The sequence below is a fragment of the Pseudomonas fluorescens genome (assembly GCF_001307275.1).
GTDB lineage: Bacteria > Pseudomonadota > Gammaproteobacteria > Pseudomonadales > Pseudomonadaceae > Aquipseudomonas > Aquipseudomonas fluorescens_AA.
This window is the reverse complement of the sequence record NZ_CP012831.1, coordinates 403,568-426,634: the sequence shown is the minus strand read 5'-3', so window position 1 is coordinate 426,634 and position 23,067 is coordinate 403,568. Positions and strand designations below refer to the sequence as shown.

Annotated in this window: 23 protein-coding genes; 13 read left to right on the top strand and 10 right to left on the bottom strand. The window is 61.0% G+C overall.

What is annotated here, in order from left to right:
- Positions 1-47: 47 nt before the first annotated feature.
- Complete coding sequence (locus tag AO356_RS01915; protein WP_025212783.1) at positions 48-323, top strand: hypothetical protein; 276 nt, start codon at positions 48-50, stop codon at positions 321-323.
- 608 nt (positions 324-931) lie between these two features.
- Here AO356_RS01915 and AO356_RS01910 read toward each other — a convergent pair.
- Complete coding sequence (locus AO356_RS01910; RefSeq protein WP_060738349.1) at positions 932-1,867, bottom strand: LysR substrate-binding domain-containing protein; 936 nt, start codon at positions 1,865-1,867, stop codon at positions 932-934.
- 183 nt (positions 1,868-2,050) lie between these two features.
- On the opposite strand from AO356_RS01910, the gene AO356_RS01905 reads away from it, so the two are divergent.
- Both AO356_RS01905 and AO356_RS01900 read left to right on the top strand, forming a co-directional pair.
- Positions 2,051-3,346 carry a dicarboxylate/amino acid:cation symporter gene (locus AO356_RS01905; RefSeq protein WP_060738348.1) on the top strand — a complete coding sequence of 432 codons (1,296 nt, stop codon included), beginning with the start codon at positions 2,051-2,053 and terminating at the stop codon, positions 3,344-3,346.
- Between the two features lie 10 nt (positions 3,347-3,356).
- Positions 3,357-4,868, top strand: coding sequence for an amino acid racemase (locus AO356_RS01900; RefSeq protein ID WP_060743051.1), 1,512 nt, complete (start codon positions 3,357-3,359; stop codon positions 4,866-4,868).
- Between the two features lie 61 nt (positions 4,869-4,929).
- Here AO356_RS01900 and AO356_RS01895 read toward each other — a convergent pair whose 3' ends face one another.
- Positions 4,930-5,838, bottom strand: a complete 909-nt coding sequence (locus AO356_RS01895; RefSeq protein ID WP_060738347.1) for an AraC family transcriptional regulator — start codon at positions 5,836-5,838, stop codon at positions 4,930-4,932.
- 369 nt (positions 5,839-6,207) lie between these two features.
- On the opposite strand from AO356_RS01895, the gene AO356_RS01890 reads away from it, so the two are divergent.
- Both AO356_RS01890 and AO356_RS01885 read left to right on the top strand, forming a co-directional pair.
- Positions 6,208-7,425, top strand: coding sequence for an MFS transporter (locus AO356_RS01890; protein WP_060738346.1), 1,218 nt, complete (start codon positions 6,208-6,210; stop codon positions 7,423-7,425).
- Between the two features lie 144 nt (positions 7,426-7,569).
- Positions 7,570-7,806, top strand: a complete 237-nt coding sequence (locus AO356_RS01885) for a hypothetical protein (protein WP_177344100.1) — start codon at positions 7,570-7,572, stop codon at positions 7,804-7,806.
- Positions 7,807-7,851: 45 nt separating this feature from the next.
- Here AO356_RS01885 and AO356_RS01880 read toward each other — a convergent pair whose 3' ends face one another.
- The 3 genes from AO356_RS01880 to AO356_RS01870 form a co-directional block, all read right to left on the bottom strand.
- Positions 7,852-8,340: a hypothetical protein gene (locus AO356_RS01880; protein WP_060738345.1), complete on the bottom strand. Its 489-nt coding sequence runs from the start codon at positions 8,338-8,340 to the stop codon at positions 7,852-7,854.
- 142 nt (positions 8,341-8,482) lie between these two features.
- Positions 8,483-8,770 carry a NadS family protein gene (gene nadS / locus AO356_RS01875; protein ID WP_060738344.1) on the bottom strand — a complete coding sequence of 96 codons (288 nt, stop codon included), beginning with the start codon at positions 8,768-8,770 and terminating at the stop codon, positions 8,483-8,485.
- Between the two features lie 2 nt (positions 8,771-8,772).
- A complete protein-coding gene (locus AO356_RS01870) occupies positions 8,773-9,087 on the bottom strand; it encodes a type II toxin-antitoxin system RelE/ParE family toxin (protein ID WP_060738343.1) in 315 nt (104 codons plus the stop codon).
- A 127-nt stretch (positions 9,088-9,214) separates the two neighbouring features.
- On the opposite strand from AO356_RS01870, the gene arsN2 reads away from it, so the two are divergent.
- Complete coding sequence (arsN2, locus tag AO356_RS01865) at positions 9,215-9,646, top strand: arsenic resistance N-acetyltransferase ArsN2 (protein ID WP_060738342.1); 432 nt, start codon at positions 9,215-9,217, stop codon at positions 9,644-9,646.
- Here arsN2 and chrA read toward each other — a convergent pair.
- The gene (gene chrA, locus AO356_RS01860; protein WP_060738341.1) at positions 9,643-11,001 is read right to left on the bottom strand and encodes a chromate efflux transporter; all 1,359 of its coding nucleotides are present in this window, start codon (positions 10,999-11,001) and stop codon (positions 9,643-9,645) included. The two genes, arsN2 and chrA, sit on opposite strands and share 4 nt — an antisense overlap.
- Before the next feature lie 322 nt (positions 11,002-11,323).
- Between chrA and AO356_RS01855 the strand changes: the two genes are divergently transcribed.
- From AO356_RS01855 to AO356_RS01840, 4 genes are all read left to right on the top strand, one after another.
- Complete coding sequence (locus AO356_RS01855; protein ID WP_060738340.1) at positions 11,324-12,895, top strand: sensor domain-containing diguanylate cyclase; 1,572 nt, start codon at positions 11,324-11,326, stop codon at positions 12,893-12,895.
- Positions 12,896-12,997: 102 nt separating this feature from the next.
- Positions 12,998-13,792, top strand: a complete 795-nt coding sequence (gene xth / locus AO356_RS01850; RefSeq protein ID WP_060738339.1) for an exodeoxyribonuclease III — start codon at positions 12,998-13,000, stop codon at positions 13,790-13,792.
- Between the two features lie 102 nt (positions 13,793-13,894).
- Positions 13,895-14,719: an arylamine N-acetyltransferase family protein gene (locus AO356_RS01845; protein ID WP_060738338.1), complete on the top strand. Its 825-nt coding sequence runs from the start codon at positions 13,895-13,897 to the stop codon at positions 14,717-14,719.
- Between the two features lie 123 nt (positions 14,720-14,842).
- On the top strand, positions 14,843-16,360 hold the full coding sequence (locus tag AO356_RS01840; protein ID WP_060738337.1) for a nucleobase:cation symporter-2 family protein: 1,518 nt from the start codon (positions 14,843-14,845) through the stop codon (positions 16,358-16,360).
- 78 nt (positions 16,361-16,438) lie between these two features.
- On the opposite strand, the gene AO356_RS01835 is transcribed toward AO356_RS01840, so the two are convergent.
- On the bottom strand, positions 16,439-16,789 hold the full coding sequence (locus AO356_RS01835) for a hypothetical protein (protein WP_060738336.1): 351 nt from the start codon (positions 16,787-16,789) through the stop codon (positions 16,439-16,441).
- Positions 16,790-17,049: 260 nt separating this feature from the next.
- Between AO356_RS01835 and AO356_RS01830 the strand changes: the two genes are divergently transcribed.
- Positions 17,050-17,871 (top strand): shikimate 5-dehydrogenase, encoded by an 822-nt coding sequence (locus AO356_RS01830; protein ID WP_060738335.1) that lies wholly within the window; start codon positions 17,050-17,052, stop codon positions 17,869-17,871.
- A gap of 6 nt (positions 17,872-17,877) precedes the next feature.
- Here AO356_RS01830 and AO356_RS01825 read toward each other — a convergent pair whose 3' ends face one another.
- Positions 17,878-18,525 (bottom strand): YceH family protein, encoded by a 648-nt coding sequence (locus tag AO356_RS01825; RefSeq protein ID WP_060738334.1) that lies wholly within the window; start codon positions 18,523-18,525, stop codon positions 17,878-17,880.
- Positions 18,526-18,654: 129 nt separating this feature from the next.
- Between AO356_RS01825 and AO356_RS01820 the strand changes: the two genes are divergently transcribed.
- Positions 18,655-19,164 (top strand): DUF1993 domain-containing protein, encoded by a 510-nt coding sequence (locus AO356_RS01820; RefSeq protein WP_060738333.1) that lies wholly within the window; start codon positions 18,655-18,657, stop codon positions 19,162-19,164.
- 200 nt (positions 19,165-19,364) lie between these two features.
- On the opposite strand, the gene sstT is transcribed toward AO356_RS01820, so the two are convergent.
- Positions 19,365-20,597 carry a serine/threonine transporter SstT gene (gene sstT / locus AO356_RS01815; RefSeq protein WP_060738332.1) on the bottom strand — a complete coding sequence of 411 codons (1,233 nt, stop codon included), beginning with the start codon at positions 20,595-20,597 and terminating at the stop codon, positions 19,365-19,367.
- A 281-nt stretch (positions 20,598-20,878) separates the two neighbouring features.
- On the opposite strand from sstT, the gene AO356_RS01810 reads away from it, so the two are divergent.
- Positions 20,879-22,039 (top strand): MFS transporter, encoded by a 1,161-nt coding sequence (locus AO356_RS01810; protein WP_060738331.1) that lies wholly within the window; start codon positions 20,879-20,881, stop codon positions 22,037-22,039.
- On the opposite strand, the gene nhaR is transcribed toward AO356_RS01810, so the two are convergent.
- Positions 22,036-22,932: a transcriptional activator NhaR gene (gene nhaR / locus AO356_RS01805; protein WP_060738330.1), complete on the bottom strand. Its 897-nt coding sequence runs from the start codon at positions 22,930-22,932 to the stop codon at positions 22,036-22,038. The genes AO356_RS01810 and nhaR overlap by 4 nt on opposite strands.
- Positions 22,933-23,067: the final 135 nt, after the last annotated feature.

The window sequence follows — 23,067 nt, the reverse complement described above, 5'->3', positions numbered from 1 at the left end:
CATCCCAATCCGCCACTGACCGCCCATTCCCGCAGGAGTAACCCGTTATGTCCCGTTACATGCCTATTACCGGTATCGAAAACAATTTCCACGCGCTGCTGATCGACACGGAAGCGCCGTTGGACGTGTTGCACGACACCGCCGCTTACCGCATCGCCGCTGTCACCCAGTTACTGGAAAACCTCGCCATGCGGTCCGACATCAGTACGGACGCGGTGGTACTCCATGATTTTGCCCAAGTGTTGGCGATTCCCCTGCGCGATGGGTGTGATTTGCTGGATGTGATTGGGCGGCGATTGCAGGCGCAGGTTCTGGCGTCGTAAGGGAAGTGGGCGACCTCACAAGGTCGCCTGCATTGCCTTGCTCATCATCCTGTGCAGCCTGGAACCTGTGGGAGCGAGCTTGCTCGCGATAGCGGTGGTTCAGTTGATGGCGATGTTTGATGTGATGCCGTCATCGCGAGCAAGCTCGCTCCCACAGTTTTTTCCGAGTTGTTCACAGATAGTGCGTTCACCACAAATCCCTGTGTGGGAGCGGGCTTGCTCGCGAAAGCGGTGTGTCAGTTTGCAGGATGTTGGTTGTGCTGACGCCTTCGCGAGCAAGCCCGCTCCCACAGGGTTTGGTGGGTACACAAATGTTGCGTACACCCTCAATCCACTGTGGCAGCGAGCTTGCTCGCGATAGTGGTGGTTCAGTTGATGGTGATGTCTGATGTGCTGCCGTCTTCGCGAGCAAGCTCGCTCCCACAGGGTTTGGTGGGCATACAAATGTGGCGTACACCCTCAATCCTCTGTGGGAGCGAGCTTGCTCGCGATAGCGGTGGTTCAGTTGATGGCGATGTTTGATGTGATGCCGTCATCGCGAGCAAGCTCGCTCCCACAGTTAATCGGCGTGTACCTACCCTTTGCGAGCAACGCTTGGGTGGTGTTGATCAGTTCGCACTCGGTGCGCTGCCCAGCCGATGCAACGAAGCACCCTCCAATGTCTTCCACAACTTGCGCATCGTCGGATTGCGATTGGCAATCGCACAATACGAGCGAATCTCCAATCGCGTGCTCCATTGCTCACCGCCGGCCCGCACCAACAGCCCACGCTCCAGCTCGTCGGCCACCGCACTCTGCGGCAACCAGGCCACGCCGTAGCCCTCGATGGCCATGCGCATCAGCAGCATCGCCATGTCCGCTTCGTAACAGCGCTCCAGCGCGATGGGTTCAGGGCCGTTGTTGATGACGATGTCGGCGACGCGCCCGAGGAATGTCGTTGCCGTATAGGCCAGGTAGGGCACCGGTTTGCCGGCGCGTCCGGGCAGGCGGAACAGCGGTTCGCCCTTGCGGTTGGGCGCGCATAAGGGGATGAACGCGTCGTGGCCGAGCACCAGGCTGCCAAAACGCTCGGCGTCCAGCAGGATGGGCGCAAGCGGGTGATGGTAGACCATCATCAAGTCGCAACTGCCTTCCTCCAATGCAATGACGGCGTCATGGATGTTGGCAGCCACCACCCGGGCGTTGAACTGCTCGTTGTGTTGCTGGAACTGCGACAGCCACTTGGGTAGGAAGGTCATCGACAGGCTGTGGCCGGCGGTGATCTGGATGGAGCGTCCCGGCATTCGTTCCACGTCCCGCAGCGTCGAGCGCAACCGCAGTAGTCCGGCGAGGGCCTCTCGGCTTTCATCGCAGAAGGTGACTCCCGCGGGGGTGAGTTGGACAGGGTAGGTGCCCCGGTCCACCAGCTTGACGCCCACCCATTCCTCAAGTGAACGAATACGCCTGGACAAGGCCGATTGCGTCACGCATCGAACCTCGGCCGCGCGTGAGAAATTTTTCCATTCGCCAATCGCCAGAAGATCATCCAGCCATTTGAGTTGCATATCGAGAAACTCCCCCTGTGAGAGCGCGATTTTACTGGGCAATTCCCCAGCATAGCGCGGCCTTTCGCTAACTATTCCAAAAGCGCATGGGGTTAGCCGGATTACTCATCATCCTCCCGGATCTGCTCCTTAGAATCGATCCTGCCAAGTAAAAAACTCCAAGAACTACTTGAGGACAGCACCGTGAAGAAGAATAAGCTCCCACGTCGAATTGCAATGGGCATAGCCCTGGGCGTGCTGGTCGGTTGGGCGTGTCACCATTTCGCAGGGAGCGAGCAAAGTGCCAAAGAGATCGCCAGTTACTTCTCGATGGTCACTGATATTTTCCTGCGCATGATCAAGATGATCATCGCGCCCCTGGTGTTCGCGACGTTGGTGGGCGGTATCGCCAGCATGGGCAATTCTCGCTCTGTCGGCAGGATCGGGGCCCGGGCGATGGCCTGGTTTGTCACCGCCTCGGTCGTCTCGCTGCTGATCGGAATGGGGCTGGTCAACCTGTTTCAACCCGGTGCCGGGCTGAACATGGACGTGGCCCAGCACGCAACGGCGGCCGTGCCGGTCAATACCGGCGACTTCAGTCTCAAGGCGTTCATCGGCCACGTGTTTCCCCGCAGCATTGCCGAAGCGATGGCCAACAACGAGATCCTGCAGATCGTGGTGTTTTCGCTGTTTTTCGGCTTTGCGTTGGCGGGGGTGAAGCGGGCGGGCTACACCCGGATCACCGATTCCATCGAAGAGTTAGCGAAGGTGATGTTCAAGATCACCGACTACGTGATGGCCTTCGCGCCGATTGGGGTGTTTGCCGCCATCGCCTCGGCAATCACCACCCAGGGGCTTGGCTTGCTGGTGGATTACGGCAAGCTGATCGCCGAGTTCTACTTGGGGATCCTGATCCTCTGGGCGTTGCTGTTCGGTGCCGGCTACCTGTTCCTCGGTCGCTCTGTTTTCCACCTCGGCAAGCTCATCCGTGAGCCGATTCTCCTGGCCTTTTCCACCGCCAGCAGTGAGTCCGCCTACCCGAAAACCATCGAGGCGCTGGAGAAGTTTGGCGCGCCAAAACGTGTGTCCAGCTTCGTGTTGCCGCTGGGCTATTCGTTCAACCTTGACGGCTCGATGATGTACCAGGCGTTCGCCATCCTGTTCATCGCCCAGGCCTACAACATTGATCTGAGTTTCACCCAGCAGTTGCTGATTCTTCTGACGCTGATGATCACCAGCAAGGGCATGGCCGGTGTCGCCCGGGCTTCGGTGGTCGTGGTCGCGGCCACGTTGCCGATGTTCAATCTTCCCGAGGCGGGGCTGCTGTTGATCATCGGCATCGACCAGTTCCTCGACATGGCCCGTACGGCCACGAATGTGGTGGGTAACAGCATTGCGACGGCGGTTGTCGCCAAGTCCGAATCCCACGAAGAAGCCGACGAGGAAGAGGGTGAACATGCTCCGGCTCGGTCGCGATCCGAGCCGGTGCCGGTGGCTTGAGGAGAGACTCATGAAGGCTAAAGCGAAGTCGAGCCACAAGGCTGTGGTGCGCAAGTTGGGGATTGTTGGTGGGCTCGGGTCACTGGCCGGTGGCGACCTGTTCTACAAGTTGGTCAAGTCCCGGGCGGTGCTCGAGGATCAGGGGCGCTACCATTTCCTGTTCGAGCAGCACCCCTTCAAGGATGTGCTGCTGCCGCTGGACCAGGGCGCGAACATGACGTCGCGCAAGTTCTATGTGTTCCAGGTGTGCAAGTCGTTCGAGGACAGTGGCTTCGATGCGGTGATGCTTCCATGTTTCGCCAGCCATACGTTTCGCGCTGAAATCGAGGAGGCGCTGGGCATTCCCGTGCTGGACATGATGGCCGCCTTGACCCAGCACGTCAGCCACACGGTGCCGTCCCAGGCGACGTTGGGGGTGATCGCCTCCGACTTTGTGCGTCATTGCGGATTGTTCGAGCGACATTTTGGCAAAGACTTTCAGATCGTTTACCCCGACGCAGACGCTCAAGCGGGTTTGATGGAGGCGATGTACGGCCTCAATGGCATCAAGGACGGTCATCTCGAAGGTGTGCCGCTTGAGGCGGTCTATCGGGCGTGTCTCTCATTGCAGGCCCAGGGGGCGACGGTGATCCTGCCCGGCATGACCGAGCTTTCCCTGGTCTGTGCCGACTTGCAGCGTCGCGGGGTCACTGTGCTGGACATCAATGAGATCTACGCCGACTTCGCGACGCTGGACCAGCAGCCCAGGCGCCCACCCTTCAAGCTGGGCATCGTGGGGGGCGTCGGGCCTGCCGCCACGGTGGATTTCATGGCCAAGGTGGTGGCCAATACGCCAGCGGGAAAGGACCAGGACCACATCAAGATGGTGGTCGAGCAAAACCCGCAGATACCGGACCGGACGGCGAATCTGTTGCGGGATGAGACCGATCCGACGATGGCGATGTACGCCACGTGCAAACGTCTCGAAAGCGCCGGCGCCAACGCCATCGCAATTCCCTGCAACACCGCCCATGCCTTCGTCGACCGGATCCAGGCGCACCTGAGGGTGCCCATCGTGAACATGCTGAGCGAGACGGTGGCGTGGATCGCGGGCACTTATGGTTCGGGCAAGGCGATTGGCCTGCTGGCGACGTCCGGTACGGTGCAGAGCCAGGTTTATCACCAGGCGGCGCGTCATGCCGGGTTCCAGCTTCTTACGCCAGGTGTCGATTACCAGGCGATGGTCATGGACGCCATCTACGGACCGCGGGGTATCAAGGCTGGCTTCACACAGGGGCTCTGCAGGGAGCAATTGTTGCTGGCGGCTGAGCACCTGTGCGAGTTGGGGGCGGGGGTGTTGATCCTGGGGTGTACGGAGTTGCCGCTGGTGCTGGAACATTGCGAAGCGTTCGATATCAATGGGCACAGGGTGGCGCTGGTTGATCCGACGATGATCCTGGCGTTGAGGTGTGTGACGTTGGCGCAAAGGCATGGCTCTGTGGGAGCAAGGCTTGCCCGCGATGAAGCTGATGCGGTCTTCTGAAAGCCAAGGTAACGGCATCGCGAGCAAGCTTTGCTCCCACAGGGCCATGCTCGATGATGAATCAGCCAGCCTTGGCCGGCCCACGCAACGCCGCAATGTCCCGCTTGGGCGGCACACCAAACAAGCGGGCATATTCGCGGCTGAATTGTGAAGGGCTTTCGTAACCCACCTTGAAGGCCGCACTCGCGACGTCCACATGTTCGTTGAGCATCAAGCGTTTGGCTTCGTTCAACCGCAGCCACTTCTGGTATTGCAGTGGGCTCATCGCCGTGAGCTGGCGGAAGTGGTGGTGAAACGTCGGCGCGCTCATTTGCACCCGCGCCGCGAGGTCGTCCACGCGCACGGGCTCGGTGTAGTTCAATTTCAGCCAGTCGATGGCCTTGGCGATCCGGTAGCCCTGGCTGTCGACCGAGGCGATCTGCCGCAGTCGGGCGGCCTGGTCGCTGAGCAGCAGCCGGTAGTGGATCTCGCGCTGGATCAACGGTGCCAGTATGGGAATCGCTTCCGGTTCGTCGAGCAGCGCCAGCAGGCGTGCGAACGGCGCCAAAAGGTCCGGCGTCGCGGTGCCGATTCCTGCGCCGATCCCGACCGCTCGATCACGCGGCGGCGACAGGCTGCCCAGGGCGATCAGGTCGGCCACCATGCGCAAGTCGAGCCTCAGGACCAGGCCCAGGCAGGGTTGCTCCGGGCTTGCCTGCAGCACTTCGGAATTGGCCGGGATGTCCAGGGAGGTCATGAGGAACCGCTCGGTGTCGTAGCCATAGGCTTCGCCACCGATCCACACCTGCTTCTCGCCTTGGGCCACCAGCACGATGCTCGGTTCGATCATGCAAATCACCGGTGGCGCCGGGGCTTCACGCCGGAAGAAGACCAGGCCGGGAATGGGCGTTTCGACGTCGCCCGGGTGTGGTGTCCAGGCGCCAATGATGGCGGTCAATGTCTCTTGTACGGATCTGCGTTGGACGACCATGTCGGCTCCGGGTGTCATCTCGGCTCAAGCGCTATAGGCAGAACATTAACGCGCTAAACGAAGCGCTGCCTATGCGCGATGGAAGAACTCATAGGATCAGGCAAGCATCTCAGCGTAATGCGTTACCGACCGGCCGGATCGAGCGCTGAAAATACTCCCTCACTCAATCCACCAAAGAATCGCGAGCAAGCTCGCCCCCACAGGGGGAGGTGTGGCGGGCACGAAATATGTGAACACCCCATTCAAAACTGTGGGAGCGAGCTTGCTCGCGATAGCGGTCTGCCTAAGGCGGTGGTGTCGGATGTGCCGCCGTCATCGCGAGCGAGCTCGCTCCCACAGCTCCATCAAGCAACACAGGATTGTCATTCCATGACCGATAACTCATTGCCACAAGACCCGCCCGCCTGGGGTGCGGTATTTGCCATGGCGCTCGCCGCATTCGTGCTGGTTGCCTCGGAGTTCATGCCCGTCAGCTTGCTGACGCCGGTAGCGGCCGATCTTCATGTCAGTGAAGGGCAGGCCGGTCAAGGCATTGCCGTCTCTGGCGCGTTTGCCCTGATCACCAGCCTGTTCATCGCCTCGATTGCCGCCCGGGTCGACCGCAAATGGCTTCTGCTGGGGCTGACCTTGCTGATGATCGTTTCAGGCACCGTGGTGGCGTTCGCACCGAATTACCCGGTATTCATGGTCGGTCGCGCGTTGATCGGCGTGGCGATTGGCGGCTTCTGGTCGCTGTCGGCGGCCACGGCCATGCGGCTCGTGCCGGACGCTCAGGTTCCGCGGGCACTGGCCGTGGTCAATGGCGGCAATGCCTTGGCGACCGTGGTCGCTGCGCCGCTGGGCAGCTTCCTGGGGGCGATCATCGGTTGGCGTGGCGCGTTTTTCTGCATCGTGCCGGTCGCCGCCATCGCCCTGGTCTGGCTGCTGTTGCGCCTGCCCTCCATGCCTTCGAAGGCGAAGCAGGGCAGTACCAACGTCTTCAAGTTGATGACCCGGGCACCGGTCGCGCTGGGCATGCTGGCGGTCAGCACGTTTTTCATGGGCCAGTTCATGTTGTTCACCTACCTGCGCCCGTTCCTTGAAACAGTGACGCAAGTGAGCGTTTCAAGGTTGTCCTTCATGTTGTTGGTGATCGGTGTGGCGGGGCTGCTGGGCACCTTCCTGATCGGGACCTGCTTGAAAAACAACCTCTATCGGACGCTTATCGTCATCCCCCTGTTGATGGCCGTGATTGCCATTGCCCTGGTGGGGGGCGGCGGCTCGGTCACGATCACGACCCTCCTGCTCGGCCTTTGGGGCCTGGTGGCTACGGCAGCGCCCGTAGGCTGGTGGACCTGGCTCTCGCGAACGCTACCGGAAGATGCCGAAGCCGGTGGCGGCCTGATGGTGGCGATCGTCCAGCTCGCCATCGCAGCGGGCGCGACAGTGGGTGGCCTGCTGTTTGATCTGAGTGGCTATCGCGCGACCTTCGAAACCAGTGCGGCCGTGTTGGCCATGGCCGCTGTGCTGACGGTGCTGGCTGCTCGGTCAGCGGTCCGGGAGTCGTCATCGACTGGGGGGGCGGCGTCCTATGGCGCGGCGGGTTGAGGCGGATCATCCACGCCAGGAAGAGCGACCGTTGGGCGCTTGAGTTTGGTGGCACATTGATGGCTTGTTATGCTCTGGGTTTGTCATCCATCACGTTGGTTCATTGTGACGACCGAGCGAATTTCCCAATTAGAGCAAGCCCTTATGGCCGTGATCGCCGCGGCCGGGAAGATGGGCATCAGCCGCGATGAATTGTGCGCACAGGCCGTGGGTGGGCTGATATCCGATCCGTACTGGAGCTGGGCGGATACTCGATACGCGCAAGGCGCGGCTGACGAAATCGACAATGCCTTGAATTTACTGGTAGGAAGACCGGCCCAAGAACTGACGCTGCCGGTGCCCGGAAACGATCCAGCACTCGAATCAGCGCCACAGATCTAGCGTGCCCTCCAATGAAAATGGGCGATCAAGGATCGCCCGTTTACGTTATAGGCCAAGGCCTTCTTCTACCAGCGAGAGCAAGGCGTCCTCGTCCAGAATGGTAGGTTCAGCGGGCTGTTGCCCTGTCGAGCGCAGGGCCTGGATATGCCAAAGCGATTCGCCATGCTCACCGAGTGTGCGCACGATGCAGTGTTCCTGCCCTTTCATATGGACTTCAATGCAGCCCTCTCCCTTGGCCGAGAAGCGCGCAATCGGGTCGAATGAAATGCGGCGATGATTGCCTTCGATCATCAGTTGGTCGATGGCGTAGTTGTACGTCGAACCGCTGGAGTGACTTTCAAAGACGTGGGTGGGGTTGCGCCGAATGTCCAGGCCCGCCTCGCACACGGGAGCCAGCCAGGTTTCGATCTGGCGATACAGCTCGTAGACCTGGGCCGGCCAGTGCTCGATCGCCAGGTCGGCGCAGTTGTCGGTATCGGTGCGGGTCTGCTGGGTTTTCCTCAGTTTGGCCGCTAGCTCGTCTGCCTTGCTCATGTCGATTCCTTGTCGTGATGATAGGTTTTGAGCTTAGCTGATGGGGTGGGGTGTTCATTTGCGCCAGGTCATGGCGGGCTGGGAGCAAGCGCCTTCGCCACATGGAAGCACTGCCTGAGCGTTCTGTTCATTTCGACAATGCTTAAACGGCTAAGGCGCTGATCACGTGTTTCGGATCATTGTGAATCGCCCGCAGCAGCGCTTTAGCGGGGCCGGTAGGCTCGCGCCGTCCCTGCTCCCAGTTGCGAAGCGTGCCCAGTTGGACATCGATCAGTGCTGCAAATTTGGCTTGGGTCAGGCCGGTAGCCTTGCGTATCGCCTTCACTTGCAGTGCATCGACGATGAATTCCCGTGATGGCTGGCGTTCGCCTCGGACGATTTCATCCATCTGCTGCACGCTTTCCATCAGCTCATCGAAAAATTTGCTCATGGTTATCTCCAGTGCTCGACAATCAATTTCAACGCTTTTCGTTGATCGACAGTCAAGTCTTGCTGTTCATTTTTCGGATATATCATCAGTAACGCGATCCGCGAAGCATGGACGAAGTGGTAGTAGATCACCCTGGCTCCCCCCCGTTTGCCATGGCCTTTGGCTGCGATACGAATCTTTCGGATCCCCCCGGTGGCTTCCATAACTTCACCAGCGGAAGGATTGCAGACCCGTATTTTCTGTAGGACAGCGAAATCATCGTCATCCATCAGTTCTTTGACCCGACGGGTAAAAATTGGAGTTTCAATAAAAATCATTGCTAATGTACGCCAGTGGCTTACTTTCGAGCAATCCTATTGAAGCCCGACCTCCGATGCACTCCGTGAGTTGTAACCAAATTCGGGGTGCCCGATGATCAAGGCAAGACGTAGACGAGCACCCACCATGCACATGACAGCTCTAAGCAATAACGATCTGGGACCCTTGCGCGATGCACTCACCCAAGCCGGGCTACCCGTGGACGACCTGACATATTCCGGTCGCCAGTTCTTCAGCTCCAACCACCAGGGTGTCGACGTGGGGTTTGCTGGCATCGAGGGGGAGGGGGCCGAGCGGTTGCTGCGCTCGTTGGTTGTCCTTGAGGGGCAGCGGGGCCGGGGTGCTGGTGTGGCGGTGCTCGCCGCTGTCGAAGCGTTTGCGAGACGCGAGGGGGTGGAGCGGCTCCACTTGTTGACCGACAGTGCCGCGGCGTTTTTTACCGGCCAGGGCTATCAGCAGGAGGATCGCTCGCTGGCGCCCGCGTCGATCAGCGCGACGGCCCAGTTCAAGACCTTGTGTCCGGCCTCGGCGACGTACCTGAGCAAGCGCCTCGTCTAGCGCAGCAAATGCACCGCCAACCCGGCCAACCCGCACGCCAGCAACACCTGGATCACCCCGCGCTTGTAGCGAAACAGCGCCACCGCCGCCGCGATCGCGATGATCGCTGACGGCCAGTCCAGGGCACCTGCAAAACCGTTGGGCCAGAGCACGTGGTAACCGAAGAAGCAGGCCAGGTTGAGGATTACCCCGACCACCGCCGCGGTAATCGCCGTCAGCGGTGCGGTGAATTTCAACGCGTTATGGGTCGATTCCACCAGAGGGCCGCCGGCCAGGATGAACAGGAACGAGGGCAGGAACGTGAACCAGGTCACCAGCGTGGCCGCGACGGCCCCGGCGAGGAAGGCCTGTTCGGGGCCGAACACCTGCATCACATAACCTCCGACGAAACCGACGAAGGCCACGACCATGATCAGCGGCCCGGGCGTGGTTTCGCCCAAGGCCAGGCCGTCGATCATTTGTGTCGGTGTCAGCCAGCCGAAGTGCCCGACGGCGCCTTGGTACACGTAGGGCAAGACCGCATAGGCGCCGCCGAAGGTCAGCAGCGCGGCCTTGGTAAAGAACCAGGCCATTTGCGTCAACGTGCCGCCCCAGCCGAACACGGCGGTCAGCAGGCCCATGGGCACGATCCACAACAGGGCACCGACGACCACGAGGCGGGTCAACCTGGCGGCGCTGAACCGGGCATGCTCCGGGGTTGGCGTGTCGTCGTCGATCAAGGCAGGGCCGAAGGATTTGTGTCGGGTATCGTGACCGCCCAGGCTGAATTTTTCCGGTGCCCAGCGACCGCCGAAATAACCGATGGCAGCCGCACCCAGCACGATCAGCGGGAAGGGGAGATCAAGGGCGAAGATCGCGGTGAACGATGCCGCCGCAATCGCCCACAGCCAATTGTTCTTGAGCGCGCGGGAGCCGATCCGGTGGGCGGCATGCACCACGATGGCCGTCACGGCCGGTTTGATGCCATAGAAAATACCGGCCACCACCGGCACTTCGCCAAAGGCGATGTACAGCCACGACAACGCGATGAGAATGAACAGCGAAGGCAGCACGAACAACGCGCCGGCGATCACTCCACCCCAGCTTCGGTGCATCAACCAGCCCAGGTACGTCGCCAATTGTTGGGCCTCAGGCCCCGGCAGCAACATGCAGTAATTGAGGGCGTGCAGGAAGCGCCGCTCGGAAATCCAGCGCCGCCGTTCCACCAGTTCCTGGTGCATGATCGAGATCTGCCCCGCTGGGCCGCCGAAACTGATGAAGCCCAGTTTGAGCCAGAACCAGAACGCCTCGCGCAGACTGACGGCGCCGGGTCGGGTCAGGGCCTGTTCATCATCGATTCGGGTCGGTTGGCTCATGGTCGATGGGGCACTTGGAAGTCAAAGGCGACCATACGTTATGGGGCGTTACGCAATTTAGATAGCCCCAGGAAGGTTTGCTTGTAAAAAACAGTCCTTCAACGCTGTCGCAAGTGCGGGTGTGCATGCTCTCGCCACGGGAATTTCTTCGTTCTGAATCAGGCATTTTTGCAAGCCCAGGTGCGGGGTTTTGGATCCACTCCAGCCACCCATCGGCTTCGCTGCACAGGCAAATTGCCGCCTTACAAGCGGTAGGCTAAGCTCACGAATATTAGGGGTTATGCGCGAATTCGCGCATGCTTTGCCCTCTTCAGGAATTCGCTTGCCAATCCCCATCTACGATCCTTTTCATTCCCCAGCCGGTGCCCTGAAACGCCTGCCGCTGCTCAAGGCTGCGGTTACGTTTATCGCGGCGGTATGCCTGTGCCTGTGCGGTTTGCTTTACCTGCAGTTGGAGCAATCCCGCAGCCACGACGTGGCGTCGGCCCGCATCGCCTCGGCCACCCTTACCCGGGCCATGGCCCAGCAGGCCCAGGACACCTTCCTCCAGGCCGATCTGGTCCTGGCCAGTCTGGCGGATTGGATCCAGGTCGACGGTTTTGGCCCTGCGGTTCAGCCACGCTTGCAGCAAACCTTTGCCCGCCGCGTGCAATCGCTTGAGCAGTTGCATGGCCTGTTCCTGTTCGACAAGCGCGGCCATTGGGTCATTACCTCCTTCGAGGACCTGCACAGGGGGGCAGGGGTGGCGGATCGAGAGTATTTCGTTTTCCACCAGCAGAACGCCTCCCTGGTCCCCCATATCGGCCCGGCGATCCGCAGTCGGCAAAACGGTGAGTGGATCATCCCGGTTTCCCGGCGCTTGAATGACCGAGACGGCAACTTCCAGGGGGTGTTGCTGGCCGGCATCAAAATGTCCTACTTCGACCGGTTCTTCAAAAGCTTCAGCCTGGATGAGCAAGGCGAGATGGCCCTGGCCTTGTCCGACGGGACGCTGTTGGCCCGGCGCCCCTTCGATGAGGCGCGGATCGGCCGCCCGTTGGCCGAGGAACATATCTACAACCATGACCTCTCGGGAGGGATGTCTGGTGATGCGATCATCCGTTCAGATGTCGACGGTGTCGTCAGGCTGTATGGGCATCAACATTTACAGGCTTATCCGTTGGTGGTCACCGCCGCGATGTCCGAAGAATCGATCCTGGCGGGCTGGCATGACCGGGCGTTCCAATCCAGCCTCATCGTGGGCCTGGTGGTCCTGGGCATTTGCTTGTTCGGCTGGGTCTTCGTGCGCCAGGTACGCAACAGCGAAAAGATCGAAGCTGACTTGCGCAAGGCGCAGGAGGCGTTGGAACTGATTGCCACCCATGACAGCCTCACCGGGCTGGCGAACCGGCGTCTGTTCGAACGGGCCCTGGACATCGAGTTCGGTCGGGGCGCTCGTCAGCGCAGTCCCTTGAGCCTGATCATGCTCGACATCGATTTTTTCAAACGCTACAACGACGCCTATGGGCACGTGGCCGGGGATCACTGCCTGGCGGAAGTGGCCAAGGTGCTCAAGAGTTGCTGCCATCGCAAGGCCGATCTGGCGGTACGGTATGGCGGCGAAGAGTTTGCGGTACTGCTGCCCGACACGAACCTTTCGGGGGCCATGGCGTTGGCCGAGCAGATCCGCCGCAGCGTCATCGACAAGCACATCACCCATTCCGGCTCCCCGACCGGCTTCCTCACGGTGAGCCTGGGTTGCTATGCCTTTGTGCCCAGCAGCCTGGACAGCATCGAAGTCTTCATCCAGCGCGCCGATGCGGCGCTTTACCAGGCCAAGCACAGTGGCCGCAACCGAGTGGCGGTGTTATCGACAGAAGGCGGGCTGGATACGCTGGCGCGCTCGGATCGTTGAGAGCGATTGGAACATCGGCCATGGGCTGACGAAGACCCGTTGCAACCACCGCACCGGGTTGACGGTCACAGCCAGTAACGTGACGTTTCGAGTGCTGGCTCTATGAAAAACCTGCGGATCGCGACCTTCAATATCAATGGCATCCGGGCACGGCTGCCCAACCTGCTGGAATGGCTGGAGCGGGAAAAACCCGACATTGTCTGTTTGCAGGAGCTCAAGGCCGTGGACAAGGATTTCCCGGCGGCGGAGCTGGAGTCGGTGGGGTACGGGGCAATCTGGCACGGGCAGGCGTCCTGGAACGGTGTCGCGATCCTGGCCCGTGACGCGCAGCCGTTGGAGAGCCGCCGAGGCCTGCCCGGTGGAGATGACGACAGCCACAGTCGCTATCTGGAGGCGGCGGTGCACGGCGTGCTGGTGGGGTGCCTCTACCTGCCCAACGGCAATCCGCAACCGGGCCCCAAGTTCGACTACAAGCTGGCCTGGTTCGAACGGCTGATCGAATACGCCCAAGGGCTGCAGGCCAGCGACCATCCCGTGGTGCTCGCCGGTGACTACAATGTGGTGCCCACCGACCTGGACATCTACAACCCGCGCTCCTGGCTCAAGGATGCGCTGTTGCAGCCCGAAAGCCGCGAGTGTTACCAGCGGTTGCTGGACCAGGGCTGGACCGATTCGCTGCGCCATCTGTATCCGGACGAGCGCCTCTACACCTTCTGGGATTATTTTCGCCAGCACTGGCAAAAGAACTCCGGACTGCGCATCGATCATCTGCTGCTCAATCCGGTCGCCAGCGCCTACCTGAGCGAAGGCGGGGTGGACGCCTGGGTCCGGAACCAGCCCCACCCCAGCGACCATGCGCCCACCTGGATCCGGCTGGCTTCGCGTAAACGGCGCTGACGGGGCCGATTGTTGTCTCTGTGAAGGGAATGCCTTATACCTGCGCCCATTAGCCGTGCGCTTGTTGTGAGCGCTGGCCGCCCCCGGAAAAGGACAACCGTCATGAGTCATCCCCAACTGAGCGATACGAGCCGTTATCTGCGGCGCCTGGGTTTCGACGCACCACCGGCGCCGACGCTCGACACCTTGCGCCAACTGCAATGGCGGCATACCGCTGAATTCCCCTTTGAAACCCTGTCGACATTGCTGCGTCAGCCCGTGCCCATTGACCTTGAATCGGTCGAACGCAAGGTTTTCGAAGATGGGCGTGGCGGCTATTGCTATGAACTCAACCAGTTATTCCTGGCGCTGTTGCAGACATTGGGTTTCGATGCCCGTGGCATCACTGGGCGTGTGGTGATGAATGCGCCGGAGGACGCCTGGCCTGCCCGGACCCATCGGCTGAGCCTGGTGACGATCGACGGTGTGCGCTATATCACTGACGTCGGTTTTGGCGGCATGGTGCCCACCGCGCCGCTGCTGCTGGACAGCCGTGATACCCAAGTCACGCCCCATGAGCCGTACCGCATCGAGACCCCTGCGGACGGCTATCTGTTGCGCGCGAACGTCGCCGGCGAATGGCGGCCGATGTACCTGTTCGACCTGCAACGCCAGGAAGACATCGATTACACCGTCGGCAACTGGTATGTCTGCAACCATCCGGAGTCGCCGTTCATGGGCCGGTTGATGGTGGCCCGCACCGGTGACGGATTGCGCAAGACCCTGAACGGCAACAGCTACGCCGTGCATCGCATAGGGCAGGAGAGCGAGCGGCGCGTGATCGTCGATGCCGATGAGTTGATCGACCTGCTGGAACAGGCGTTCAGCCTGCGCGTGCCGCCACGGGAGCTGTTGCGGCCCGCGCTTGTGGGGTTGCTTCAAGGATAAAAGGCGGTTGGCCGCAGGCCTGTTCCGAATGTGCACACAATAAGTTGTATACAACTCTATGGACATTTGTCCTGAATTTTGAATACAGTGTGCCCATAACAAAAAACAGGGAATCCCCGAACCATGAAAACGCCCCATGTTTCACTCCCACGGCCCGAGGACGAAAACCTCGGCGTCGGCGCGAATATGGCTTACGGCCTGCAACATGTGTTGACCATGTACGGTGGCATTGTCGCCGTACCGTTGATCATCGGCCAGGCGGCTGGGCTTTCGCCGGCGGACATCGGCCTGTTGATTGCCGCGTCATTGTTCGCAGGGGGCCTGGCCACGTTGCTGCAAACCCTCGGCCTGCCGTTTTTCGGCTGCCAGTTGCCTTTGGTGCAGGGCGTATCGTTTTCGGGCGTCGCGACCATGGTGGCGATTGTCGGCAGCGGCGGGGAAGGGGGCTTTCAAGCCATCCTCGGCGCGGTGATCGCAGCGTCGCTGATCGGTCTGCTGATCACCCCGGTGTTTTCACGCATCACCCGGTTCTTTCCGCCACTGGTCACGGGCATTGTGATCACCACCATCGGCCTGACCCTGATGCCGGTGGCGGCGCGTTGGGCGATGGGTGGCGACAGCCACGCCGCCGATTTTGGCAGCATGGCGAACATTGGCCTGGCCGCCGTGACCCTGGTGCTGGTGCTGCTGTTGAGCAAAATGGGCAGCGCAACCATCTCCCGTTTGTCGATTCTGTTGGCGATGGTCATGGGGACGGTCATCGCGGTGTTCCTCGGCATGGCGGACTTTTCATCGGTCAGCCAAGGCCCGATGTTCGGCTTCCCGACACCGTTCCATTTCGGCATGCCGACGTTCCATATCGCCGCGATCCTGTCGATGTGCATTGTGATCATGGTGACCCTGGTGGAAACCTCTGCCGACATCCTGGCGGTGGGCGAGATCATCGACACCAAAGTCGACTCCAGGCGCCTGGGTAACGGCCTGCGGGCGGACATGCTGTCGAGCATGATCGCGCCGATCTTCGGTTCCTTCACCCAGAGTGCCTTTGCCCAGAACGTCGGGCTGGTGGCCGTGACTGGAATCAAGAGCCGTTTCGTGGTGGCGACCGGTGGGGTGTTCCTGGTGGTGCTCGGCCTGTTGCCGTTCATGGGCCGGGTGATCGCCGCAGTGCCGACCTCGGTGCTGGGCGGTGCCGGCATCGTGCTGTTCGGCACGGTGGCTGCCAGCGGCATCCGCACGCTGTCGAAAGTCGATTACCGCAACAACGTCAACCTGATCATCGTCGCCACCTCCATCGGCTTCGGCATGATTCCTATTGCTGCGCCGAATTTCTACGACCATTTCCCGAGTTGGTTCGCGACCATCTTTCATTCGGGCATCAGTTCTTCGGCAATCATGGCGATCGTGCTGAACCTGGCATTCAACCACTTCACTGCGGGCAATTCCGACCAGCAGTCAGTCTTCGCTGCCGGTACCGAGCGTGTGTTGCGCTACCAGGACCTGGCGGCACTGCGCGAAGGCGACTATTTCAGTGACGGCAAGCTGCATGATTGTGATGGCAACGAGATTCCTGTGGTGGAGCCTGTTCACGAGCCGGCGGAGCATGGGCCGATCCGACTGAAAAGCAGCGAGCACGTCTGACAAATACCGGTTTATCAGCAGACATGAAAAAGCCTGTGATCGATGATCACAGGCTTTCTTGTGCCGCCCGGGAGGCGTTTACCAGCGGCCGTAATGACCCCGGGGCGGGCCGTAGTAGTAGCCCCGTGGTGGCCCGTAATACACCGGTGCCGGGCGATAGTAGATAGGCTGTTCCACATACACCGGTTGCGGCTGATAGTAGACCGGTGGTGGGGCCTGGTAGTAGACCGGCTGCGGCTGGACGTAGACCGGTTGCTGCACATACACCGGCCGATCACGGTTGATGATGGCTGAGCCAACGATGGCCGAACCGACGATGGCACCAAAAACGGCGGGCCCCTCCCAACCACCACGACCGTGGGCGGATGCCTGGCCGGTGACCGCGAGTGCCCCCATGAGCAGGGCGATGATGGGAAGTCTACGATTCATGGCTGTTCCTCGTTTCGGCCCCGGCGCCTGTGGTCTGCAACAGACCCGATGAGGGTCGCGGGGATACTTGCTATGACAGCGATTTTCTCAGGATTTGCGACGCCGTTGGGTAAATATTGTGTAAGGTCTGTAGCGCTTTTCTTGACCGCGCCGCGTCATCCAGCGGCCTGAGATCGGGCCGGGCCTGGCGGTATCATCATCGAATAGACCTTTGGCGACGGTGTTTCCGTCTGTCCGAAAGTGAATGCAAGGAGACACGCATGCAGATCAATCCCAACAAAGACACCCAACTGTGCATGTCGCTCTCGGGGCGTCCCGGAAACTTCGGCCTGCGCTTTCATAATCATTTGTATGAACAATTGGGGCTGAACTTCTACTACAAGGCGTTCAGCAGCCAGGACCTGCCTGGGGCGGTGGGTGGTATCCGCGCGCTGGGCATTCGCGGCTGCGGCGTGTCGATGCCCTTCAAGGAAGCCTGCATCGCCCTGGTGGACGAGCTGGATCCTTCGGCCGCCGCGATCCAGTCGATCAATACGATCGTCAATACCAACGGCCATCTGAAGGCCTACAACACGGACTACATCGCCATCGCCCAATTGCTGCAAAGCCATGCCGTGCCCCAGGATTCGACCTTTGCCCTGCGCGGCAGCGGCGGTATGGCCAAGGCTGTGGCCAGTGCCTTGCGCGATGGGGGCTACAGGAACGGGCTGATCGTTGCCCGCAATGAGGCCACCGGGCGAGCCCTGGCCGAGTCCCTGGGGTATGAATGGCAAGCGGAACTGGGCGCCCGGCGGCCGCAGATGCTGATCAACGTCACGCCGATCGGCATGACCGGCGGCCCGGAAGCCGATCAGTTGGCGTTTGAGCCCGAGACCATCGCCGCGGCCGAGACCGTGTTCGATGTGGTGGCGATCCCGTCGGAAACGCCGCTGATCGTACGCGCCCGGGCCGAAGGCAAACGGGTCATCACCGGGTTGGAAGTCATTGCGATCCAGGCCCTGGAGCAGTTCGTGCTGTACACCGGTGTGCGGCCCAATCTGGAGCAATTCGAAAAAGCCGTGGCCTTCGCCCGGTCGGCGTAGGCGCCGCTACTCCAGCCGCGCCAGGCGTTCTTCCAGTGCCGCGATCCGCGCTTCGAGCTCCTCGATGCGTTCCAGCGAGACACTGCCGCCGGCGCCACGCTCCACCGGGTGCTGGCGGGCGGCGAGAATCGCTTCGACGTCCGCCGGGTCACCCATGGCGTGCACATAACGGTCTTCGCGCTGGCCGGCCTGGCGTGGCACCAGCAACGCCAGGCCGCGGGCGATCAGACGTTCGAGCTGGTGCACCACTTGTTCGGCGTCTTCGAAGTCGTGCATCCGTCCGCTGCGGGTCAACAGCTCATTGACCGTTTGCGGGCCACGCAGGAACAGCAGGCCCATCAGGACCACCTGGGCCGGCACCAGCTCCAGGGCTTTGTCGACCCGATGCTCCCAGCGGTCGGCGCGGCTGCCCATCACCAGCTTGGTGAAACCGCGACCTTCCAGCGCCCGCAGGCTCTGGCCGACCTGGCCCGGGTTGAGGTTCATCACCGGTTCGCGGCTGGTTTTCTGGTTGCAGGCCAGTACCAGGGCGTTGAGCGTCAACGGGTAGGTCTCGGGGTTGGTGGCCTGTTTCTCGACCAGCGCGCCGAGGATGCGGATTTCCGTGCTATTGAGCCGTGGTTCTTCAGCCTGCTGTTGTTCTTCGATGCTCATCGCGCGTTCCCTATGCTGTGGAAGCCGCCTAGCCTAATCCTTGCGTAATAAAAGACAAGCCGTGCAACAAGGCGTGGCTATAATCGCAGCCGTTTGATCATTCTTTCCTGCCACCTGCATGAGATTGCCATGACTATTTCCCTGTACGCCGCTTCCGTCCCGGTTTTCAAGCAGATGCTCAACGCGTTGAGCGATGTTCTGAACAAGGCTGAAGCCCACGCCACCGCGAAGAACATCGACCCGAATGCTTTCCTGCAAGCCCGCCTGTACCCGGACATGTTCCCGCTGGTGCGCCAAGTGCAGATCGCGGTGGATTTCGCCAAGGGTGTGTCCGCCCGCCTGGCCGAGGTCGAGGTGCCGAAGTATGAGGACAGCGAGACCACTTTCGCTGAGCTGCAAGCCCTGATCGCCAAGGTATTGGCCTTTATCGACGGCATCAGCCCTGCGCAGATCGATGGCAAGGAAGGCATCGAAATCGTTACCCGCCCGGGGACGCCGAAGGAGAAGCGCTTCAGCGGCCAGAATTATCTGCTGACCTACGGCCTGCCGCAGTTCTTCTTCCACGTCACCACCACTTATGCATTGCTGCGCCACAATGGCGTGGAAGTGGGCAAGCGCGACTACATGGGCGCGTTCTAACCCCGCAGGCATGAAAAAGCCCGGGACGGTGTGGGCCGTTCCCGGGCTTTTTTGTGGCTGTCTGTTACATCCTCGGCGCCGCTATCGCGAGCAAGCTCGCTCCCACAAAGAATTGGTGGCGTAGCGGCTATTGTGTGAGCGCCGCTGCCCCTGTGGGAGCGAGCCTGCTCGCGATGACAAGCCCACAGCCACAGCAATTGTCACGCCGTACGGGCGAGCTTCTCTTCCTCACCCAGGCACGCCGCCGCCGTGAACAGCACATCCGTCGACGAGTTCAACGCCGTCTCCGCCGAGTCCTGCAGGACACCGATGATGAAGCCCACCGCGACCACTTGCATGGCGATCTCACTGGGAATGCCAAACAGGCTGCACGCCAGGGGAATCAGCAACAGCGAACCGCCGGCCACCCCGGATGCACCGCACGCGCAAATGGCGGCGACAACGCTCAGCAGCACGGCGGTTGGCACGTCCACCACAATACCCAGGGTGTGTACGGCCGCCAGGGTCAGTACGGTGATGGTGATGGCGGCGCCGGCCATGTTGATGGTCGCGCCCAGGGGGATCGACACCGAATAGGTGTCTTCGTGCAGGCCCAGGCGTTTGCTCAGTTCCAGGTTCACCGGAATATTCGCCGCCGAACTGCGCGTGAAAAACGCCGTGATGCCACTTTCCCGCAGGCAGGTGAACACCAGTGGGTAAGGGTTGCGACGCAGTTTCCAGAACACGATGAGTGGGTTGACCACCAACGCCACGAACAGCATGCAACCGATCAGTACAGTGAGCAGTTGCAGGTAGCCGAGCAGGGCGCCGAAGCCGGACGTGGCCAGGGTCGAGGCCACCAGCCCGAAGATCCCCAGCGGGGCGAAGCGGATGACCAGGCGCACGATCACGGTCACGCCGTTGGACAGGTCTTCGAGCACGGTACGCGTGGTCTGGCCCGCATGACGAATGGCGATGCCCATGCCGATGGCCCAGGCCAGGATGCCGATGAAGTTACCGTCCATCAGCGCCCGGACCGGGTTATCCACCACGCTCAGCAGCAAGCTTTGCAGCACCTCGCTGATGCCTCCGGGCGCTGTGACCGCGACGTCTTGGGTCGACAGCACCAGGCTGGACGGAAACAGCGTACTGGCAACCACCGCGACCACCGCCGCGGCGAAGGTGCCCAGCAGGTAGAGAAACAGGATGGGGCGGATATGGGTTTCCTGGCCGTGCTTGTGGTTGGCGATGGACGCCATGACCAGCACGAACACCAGAATCGGCGCCACGGCCTTGAGTGCGGACACGAAGACCTTGCCAATGAACGCGGTGGATTTCGCCAGGTCGGGCGCCAGCCATGCCAGGACAATACCGGCGATCAGGCCAATGATGATTTGCGTCACCAGGCTGGTGCGTTTGAGGCGTTGCAAAGGGGTAACGGACGAAGCTGTCATAGCGGCATCTCTGATTTTATTGTGTTCAACGGTCGACGAATCAGGGCAACAAGCGGGCAGGCCACATGAGCGGACCGAGAGAAAGTAGGGCATTTGCAGGCCGCGGACTTTATCACAGCCGATGAAAAATCTGACGGACCTGTGACAGTCCGTCACCCTTATCCGGGTCATGCCGAGCGTTTGTATGACGCACGCATTCTGTTAGGCTTTGTCGCTCTCACTTTCTTTCCGCCAGCGGGCCTCCGGCTAACGCTGGTGTCGTCGTTTTGCTGGAGTTCTGCATGTTGTTACCCATTTTCCTGTTGTCGGCCGCCGGTTTTACCGTGCTGACCACGGAATTCGTCATCGTTGGCCTGTTACCGTCCATTGCCCGCGACCTGCACGTCACCATTCCCCAGGCGGGGCTGCTGGTGACGTTGTTCGCGTTTACGGTAGCGGCCTTCGGGCCATTCCTGACGGCCTGGTTCGCTCGCTTCGAGCGGCGCAAGCTGTTTATCAGCGTGCTGGTGATGTTCGGCCTGGCCAACCTGCTGGCCACCTTCGCCCCCAACATCTGGGTGATGGCCATTGCCCGGTTGATCCCGGCCCTGGGCCTGCCGGTGTTCTGGGCGCTGGCCAGTGAAACGGCGGTGGACATTGTCGGGCCGCAGCTGGCCGGGCGGGCCATCGCCCGGATCGGCTTCGGCATCGTCTGCGCCACGGTGTTCGGCATTCCAGTGGGCACGTTGATTGCCGATGCGTTTGGCTGGCGCAGCGCGTTTGCGATCCTGGCGGTCATTGCCTTCGCCAAGGCCTTGTTGCTGTTTATCTATTTGCCGAAAACCAATTTGCACCAGCATCAGGTGAGCTTCCGCTCCCAATTGAAGATCCTGCGCAGCCCACTGATGCAGGGGCACGTGCTGTTGTCGATCCTGGTGTTCAGCGGCATGTTCACCGCCTACACCTATCTGGCGGATATCCTCGAGCGCCTCGCCGGATTCGATGGCACCTTGGTGGGCTGGTGCCTGATGGGCTTTGGTGCAGTCGGGCTACTGGGCAATTCCCTGGGCGGCCGTGCGGTGGACCGGCATCCGTTGATTGCGTCGATGGTGTTCTGCCTGTTCCTGATCGGCGGCATGGTGGCGTTGGTGCCGAGCATTCATTCGCCCCTCGCGCTGGCGGCGGCGATGGGCATCTGGGGCGTGACCCAGGCCGCTTTGTTCCTGGTCAGTCATGTGCGGCTGATGAAGGCGGCCCCGCAGGCGCCGGCGTTTGCCGCCTCGTTGAACATTGCCGGGGCCAACCTGGGGATTGGCCTGGGGGCGATGGTTGGTGGCCGAGTCATCGATAACCTGGGCCTGGACAGTGTCGGGTTCGCTGCAGCCGGGTTCATCTTTGTGTCGATTCTGCTGGCGTTGCTGCTGATGACCGTCAAGCCCCGTGCGACTTGCATGGATGGCTAAGTGCTGAACAACTCGCGACGCGCACCTTCGGCAATCGCGACGATGCCGGGGTGGCTGACCTTGCGTTCCACGGAAATGGCGTAGAAGGACTCACTCACCGCATCGGTCTGGCCGATCACTTCTACGCCGTATTGGCGCTTGACCTCTTCGGCAATCACGCTCGGGCCGATGAAAATCCCGCTGCCGGATTGACCGAAGGCCTGCATCAGTGCGCTGTCGTCGAATTCGCCGACGATGCGCGGCTGGATCTGTTGTTCGGCGAACCAGCGTTGCAAGCGGCTGCGCACCACGGTCTCCGGCCCGGGAATCAGCAGCGGAGCGTCATGCAGGCCATGGGGGAAATCCTGCCCGTAGCGTTCGGCCAGCGCGGCGGTGGCGAAAAAACTGATCCCGCATTCCCCCAGTTTCTGGCTGTAGCCCTTGATGTCCAGGTGAGTCGGCATCGGACTATCGGAAATCACCAGGTCCAGACGCTGGATCGCCAGGTCCGCCAGTAGCCGTTCGAGCTTGTCCTCGCGGCAGGTGATGCGCAGCGGCTCACTCAACTCCATGGTCGGCGCCAGCAGTCGATAGACGATGGATTTGGGCACCACATCCGCCACCCCGACCCGGAACAGGGTCTGTTGTTCGTTGGGCTGGGCCCGCAGCATCAGTTCCAGTTCGCCGCCCAACTGGAACATGTGTTCGGCGTAGGGGAGCGTCTGGCGGCCGGCTTCGGTCAGTTCCAACTGCCGCCCGACACGGCGAAACAGTTTGATGTTATACGTCTGCTCGAACAGGGAAATCTGACCGCTGATGGTTTGTGGCGTCAGGTTCAACTGCTCGCACGCGCGCACGATGCTGCCGGTTTTCGCCACCACCCAGAAGTAATGCAGTTGTCGATAATTGAGCATGGGATCACATTGCTTCGTAAAAACCGAAGTATAACCGCTGAAAATACGAATTTTCCTGAAGTATTCGCGTCTCTAGAATGCCTCGCCATTGGTGGGCCACTTTTCGTGCTCCTTTTATTCTCCCAAGAGGCATTG

What these genes read in the sequence shown, in the direction of transcription:
- chrA (WP_060738341.1), bottom strand. Translation starts at nt 11,001, where the DNA reads ATGAGCCAACCGACCCGAATCGATGATGAACAGGCCCTGACCCGACCC.
- AO356_RS01825 (WP_060738334.1), bottom strand. Translation starts at nt 18,525, where the DNA reads ATGAGCATCGAAGAACAACAGCAGGCTGAAGAACCACGGCTCAATAGC.
- AO356_RS01830 (WP_060738335.1), top strand. Translation starts at nt 17,050, where the DNA reads ATGCAGATCAATCCCAACAAAGACACCCAACTGTGCATGTCGCTCTCG.
- AO356_RS01900 (WP_060743051.1), top strand. Translation starts at nt 3,357, where the DNA reads ATGAAGGCTAAAGCGAAGTCGAGCCACAAGGCTGTGGTGCGCAAGTTG.
- arsN2 (WP_060738342.1), top strand. Translation starts at nt 9,215, where the DNA reads ATGCACATGACAGCTCTAAGCAATAACGATCTGGGACCCTTGCGCGAT.
- AO356_RS01910 (WP_060738349.1), bottom strand. Translation starts at nt 1,867, where the DNA reads ATGCAACTCAAATGGCTGGATGATCTTCTGGCGATTGGCGAATGGAAA.
- nadS (WP_060738344.1), bottom strand. Translation starts at nt 8,770, where the DNA reads ATGAGCAAATTTTTCGATGAGCTGATGGAAAGCGTGCAGCAGATGGAT.
- AO356_RS01845 (WP_060738338.1), top strand. Translation starts at nt 13,895, where the DNA reads ATGAGTCATCCCCAACTGAGCGATACGAGCCGTTATCTGCGGCGCCTG.
- AO356_RS01880 (WP_060738345.1), bottom strand. Translation starts at nt 8,340, where the DNA reads ATGAGCAAGGCAGACGAGCTAGCGGCCAAACTGAGGAAAACCCAGCAG.
- nhaR (WP_060738330.1), bottom strand. Translation starts at nt 22,932, where the DNA reads ATGCTCAATTATCGACAACTGCATTACTTCTGGGTGGTGGCGAAAACC.
- AO356_RS01870 (WP_060738343.1), bottom strand. Translation starts at nt 9,087, where the DNA reads ATGATTTTTATTGAAACTCCAATTTTTACCCGTCGGGTCAAAGAACTG.
- AO356_RS01840 (WP_060738337.1), top strand. Translation starts at nt 14,843, where the DNA reads ATGAAAACGCCCCATGTTTCACTCCCACGGCCCGAGGACGAAAACCTC.
- sstT (WP_060738332.1), bottom strand. Translation starts at nt 20,597, where the DNA reads ATGACAGCTTCGTCCGTTACCCCTTTGCAACGCCTCAAACGCACCAGC.
- AO356_RS01835 (WP_060738336.1), bottom strand. Translation starts at nt 16,789, where the DNA reads ATGAATCGTAGACTTCCCATCATCGCCCTGCTCATGGGGGCACTCGCG.
- xth (WP_060738339.1), top strand. Translation starts at nt 12,998, where the DNA reads ATGAAAAACCTGCGGATCGCGACCTTCAATATCAATGGCATCCGGGCA.
- AO356_RS01895 (WP_060738347.1), bottom strand. Translation starts at nt 5,838, where the DNA reads ATGGTCGTCCAACGCAGATCCGTACAAGAGACATTGACCGCCATCATT.
- AO356_RS01810 (WP_060738331.1), top strand. Translation starts at nt 20,879, where the DNA reads ATGTTGTTACCCATTTTCCTGTTGTCGGCCGCCGGTTTTACCGTGCTG.
- AO356_RS01890 (WP_060738346.1), top strand. Translation starts at nt 6,208, where the DNA reads ATGACCGATAACTCATTGCCACAAGACCCGCCCGCCTGGGGTGCGGTA.
- AO356_RS01915 (WP_025212783.1), top strand. Translation starts at nt 48, where the DNA reads ATGTCCCGTTACATGCCTATTACCGGTATCGAAAACAATTTCCACGCG.
- AO356_RS01820 (WP_060738333.1), top strand. Translation starts at nt 18,655, where the DNA reads ATGACTATTTCCCTGTACGCCGCTTCCGTCCCGGTTTTCAAGCAGATG.
- AO356_RS01885 (WP_177344100.1), top strand. Translation starts at nt 7,570, where the DNA reads ATGGCCGTGATCGCCGCGGCCGGGAAGATGGGCATCAGCCGCGATGAA.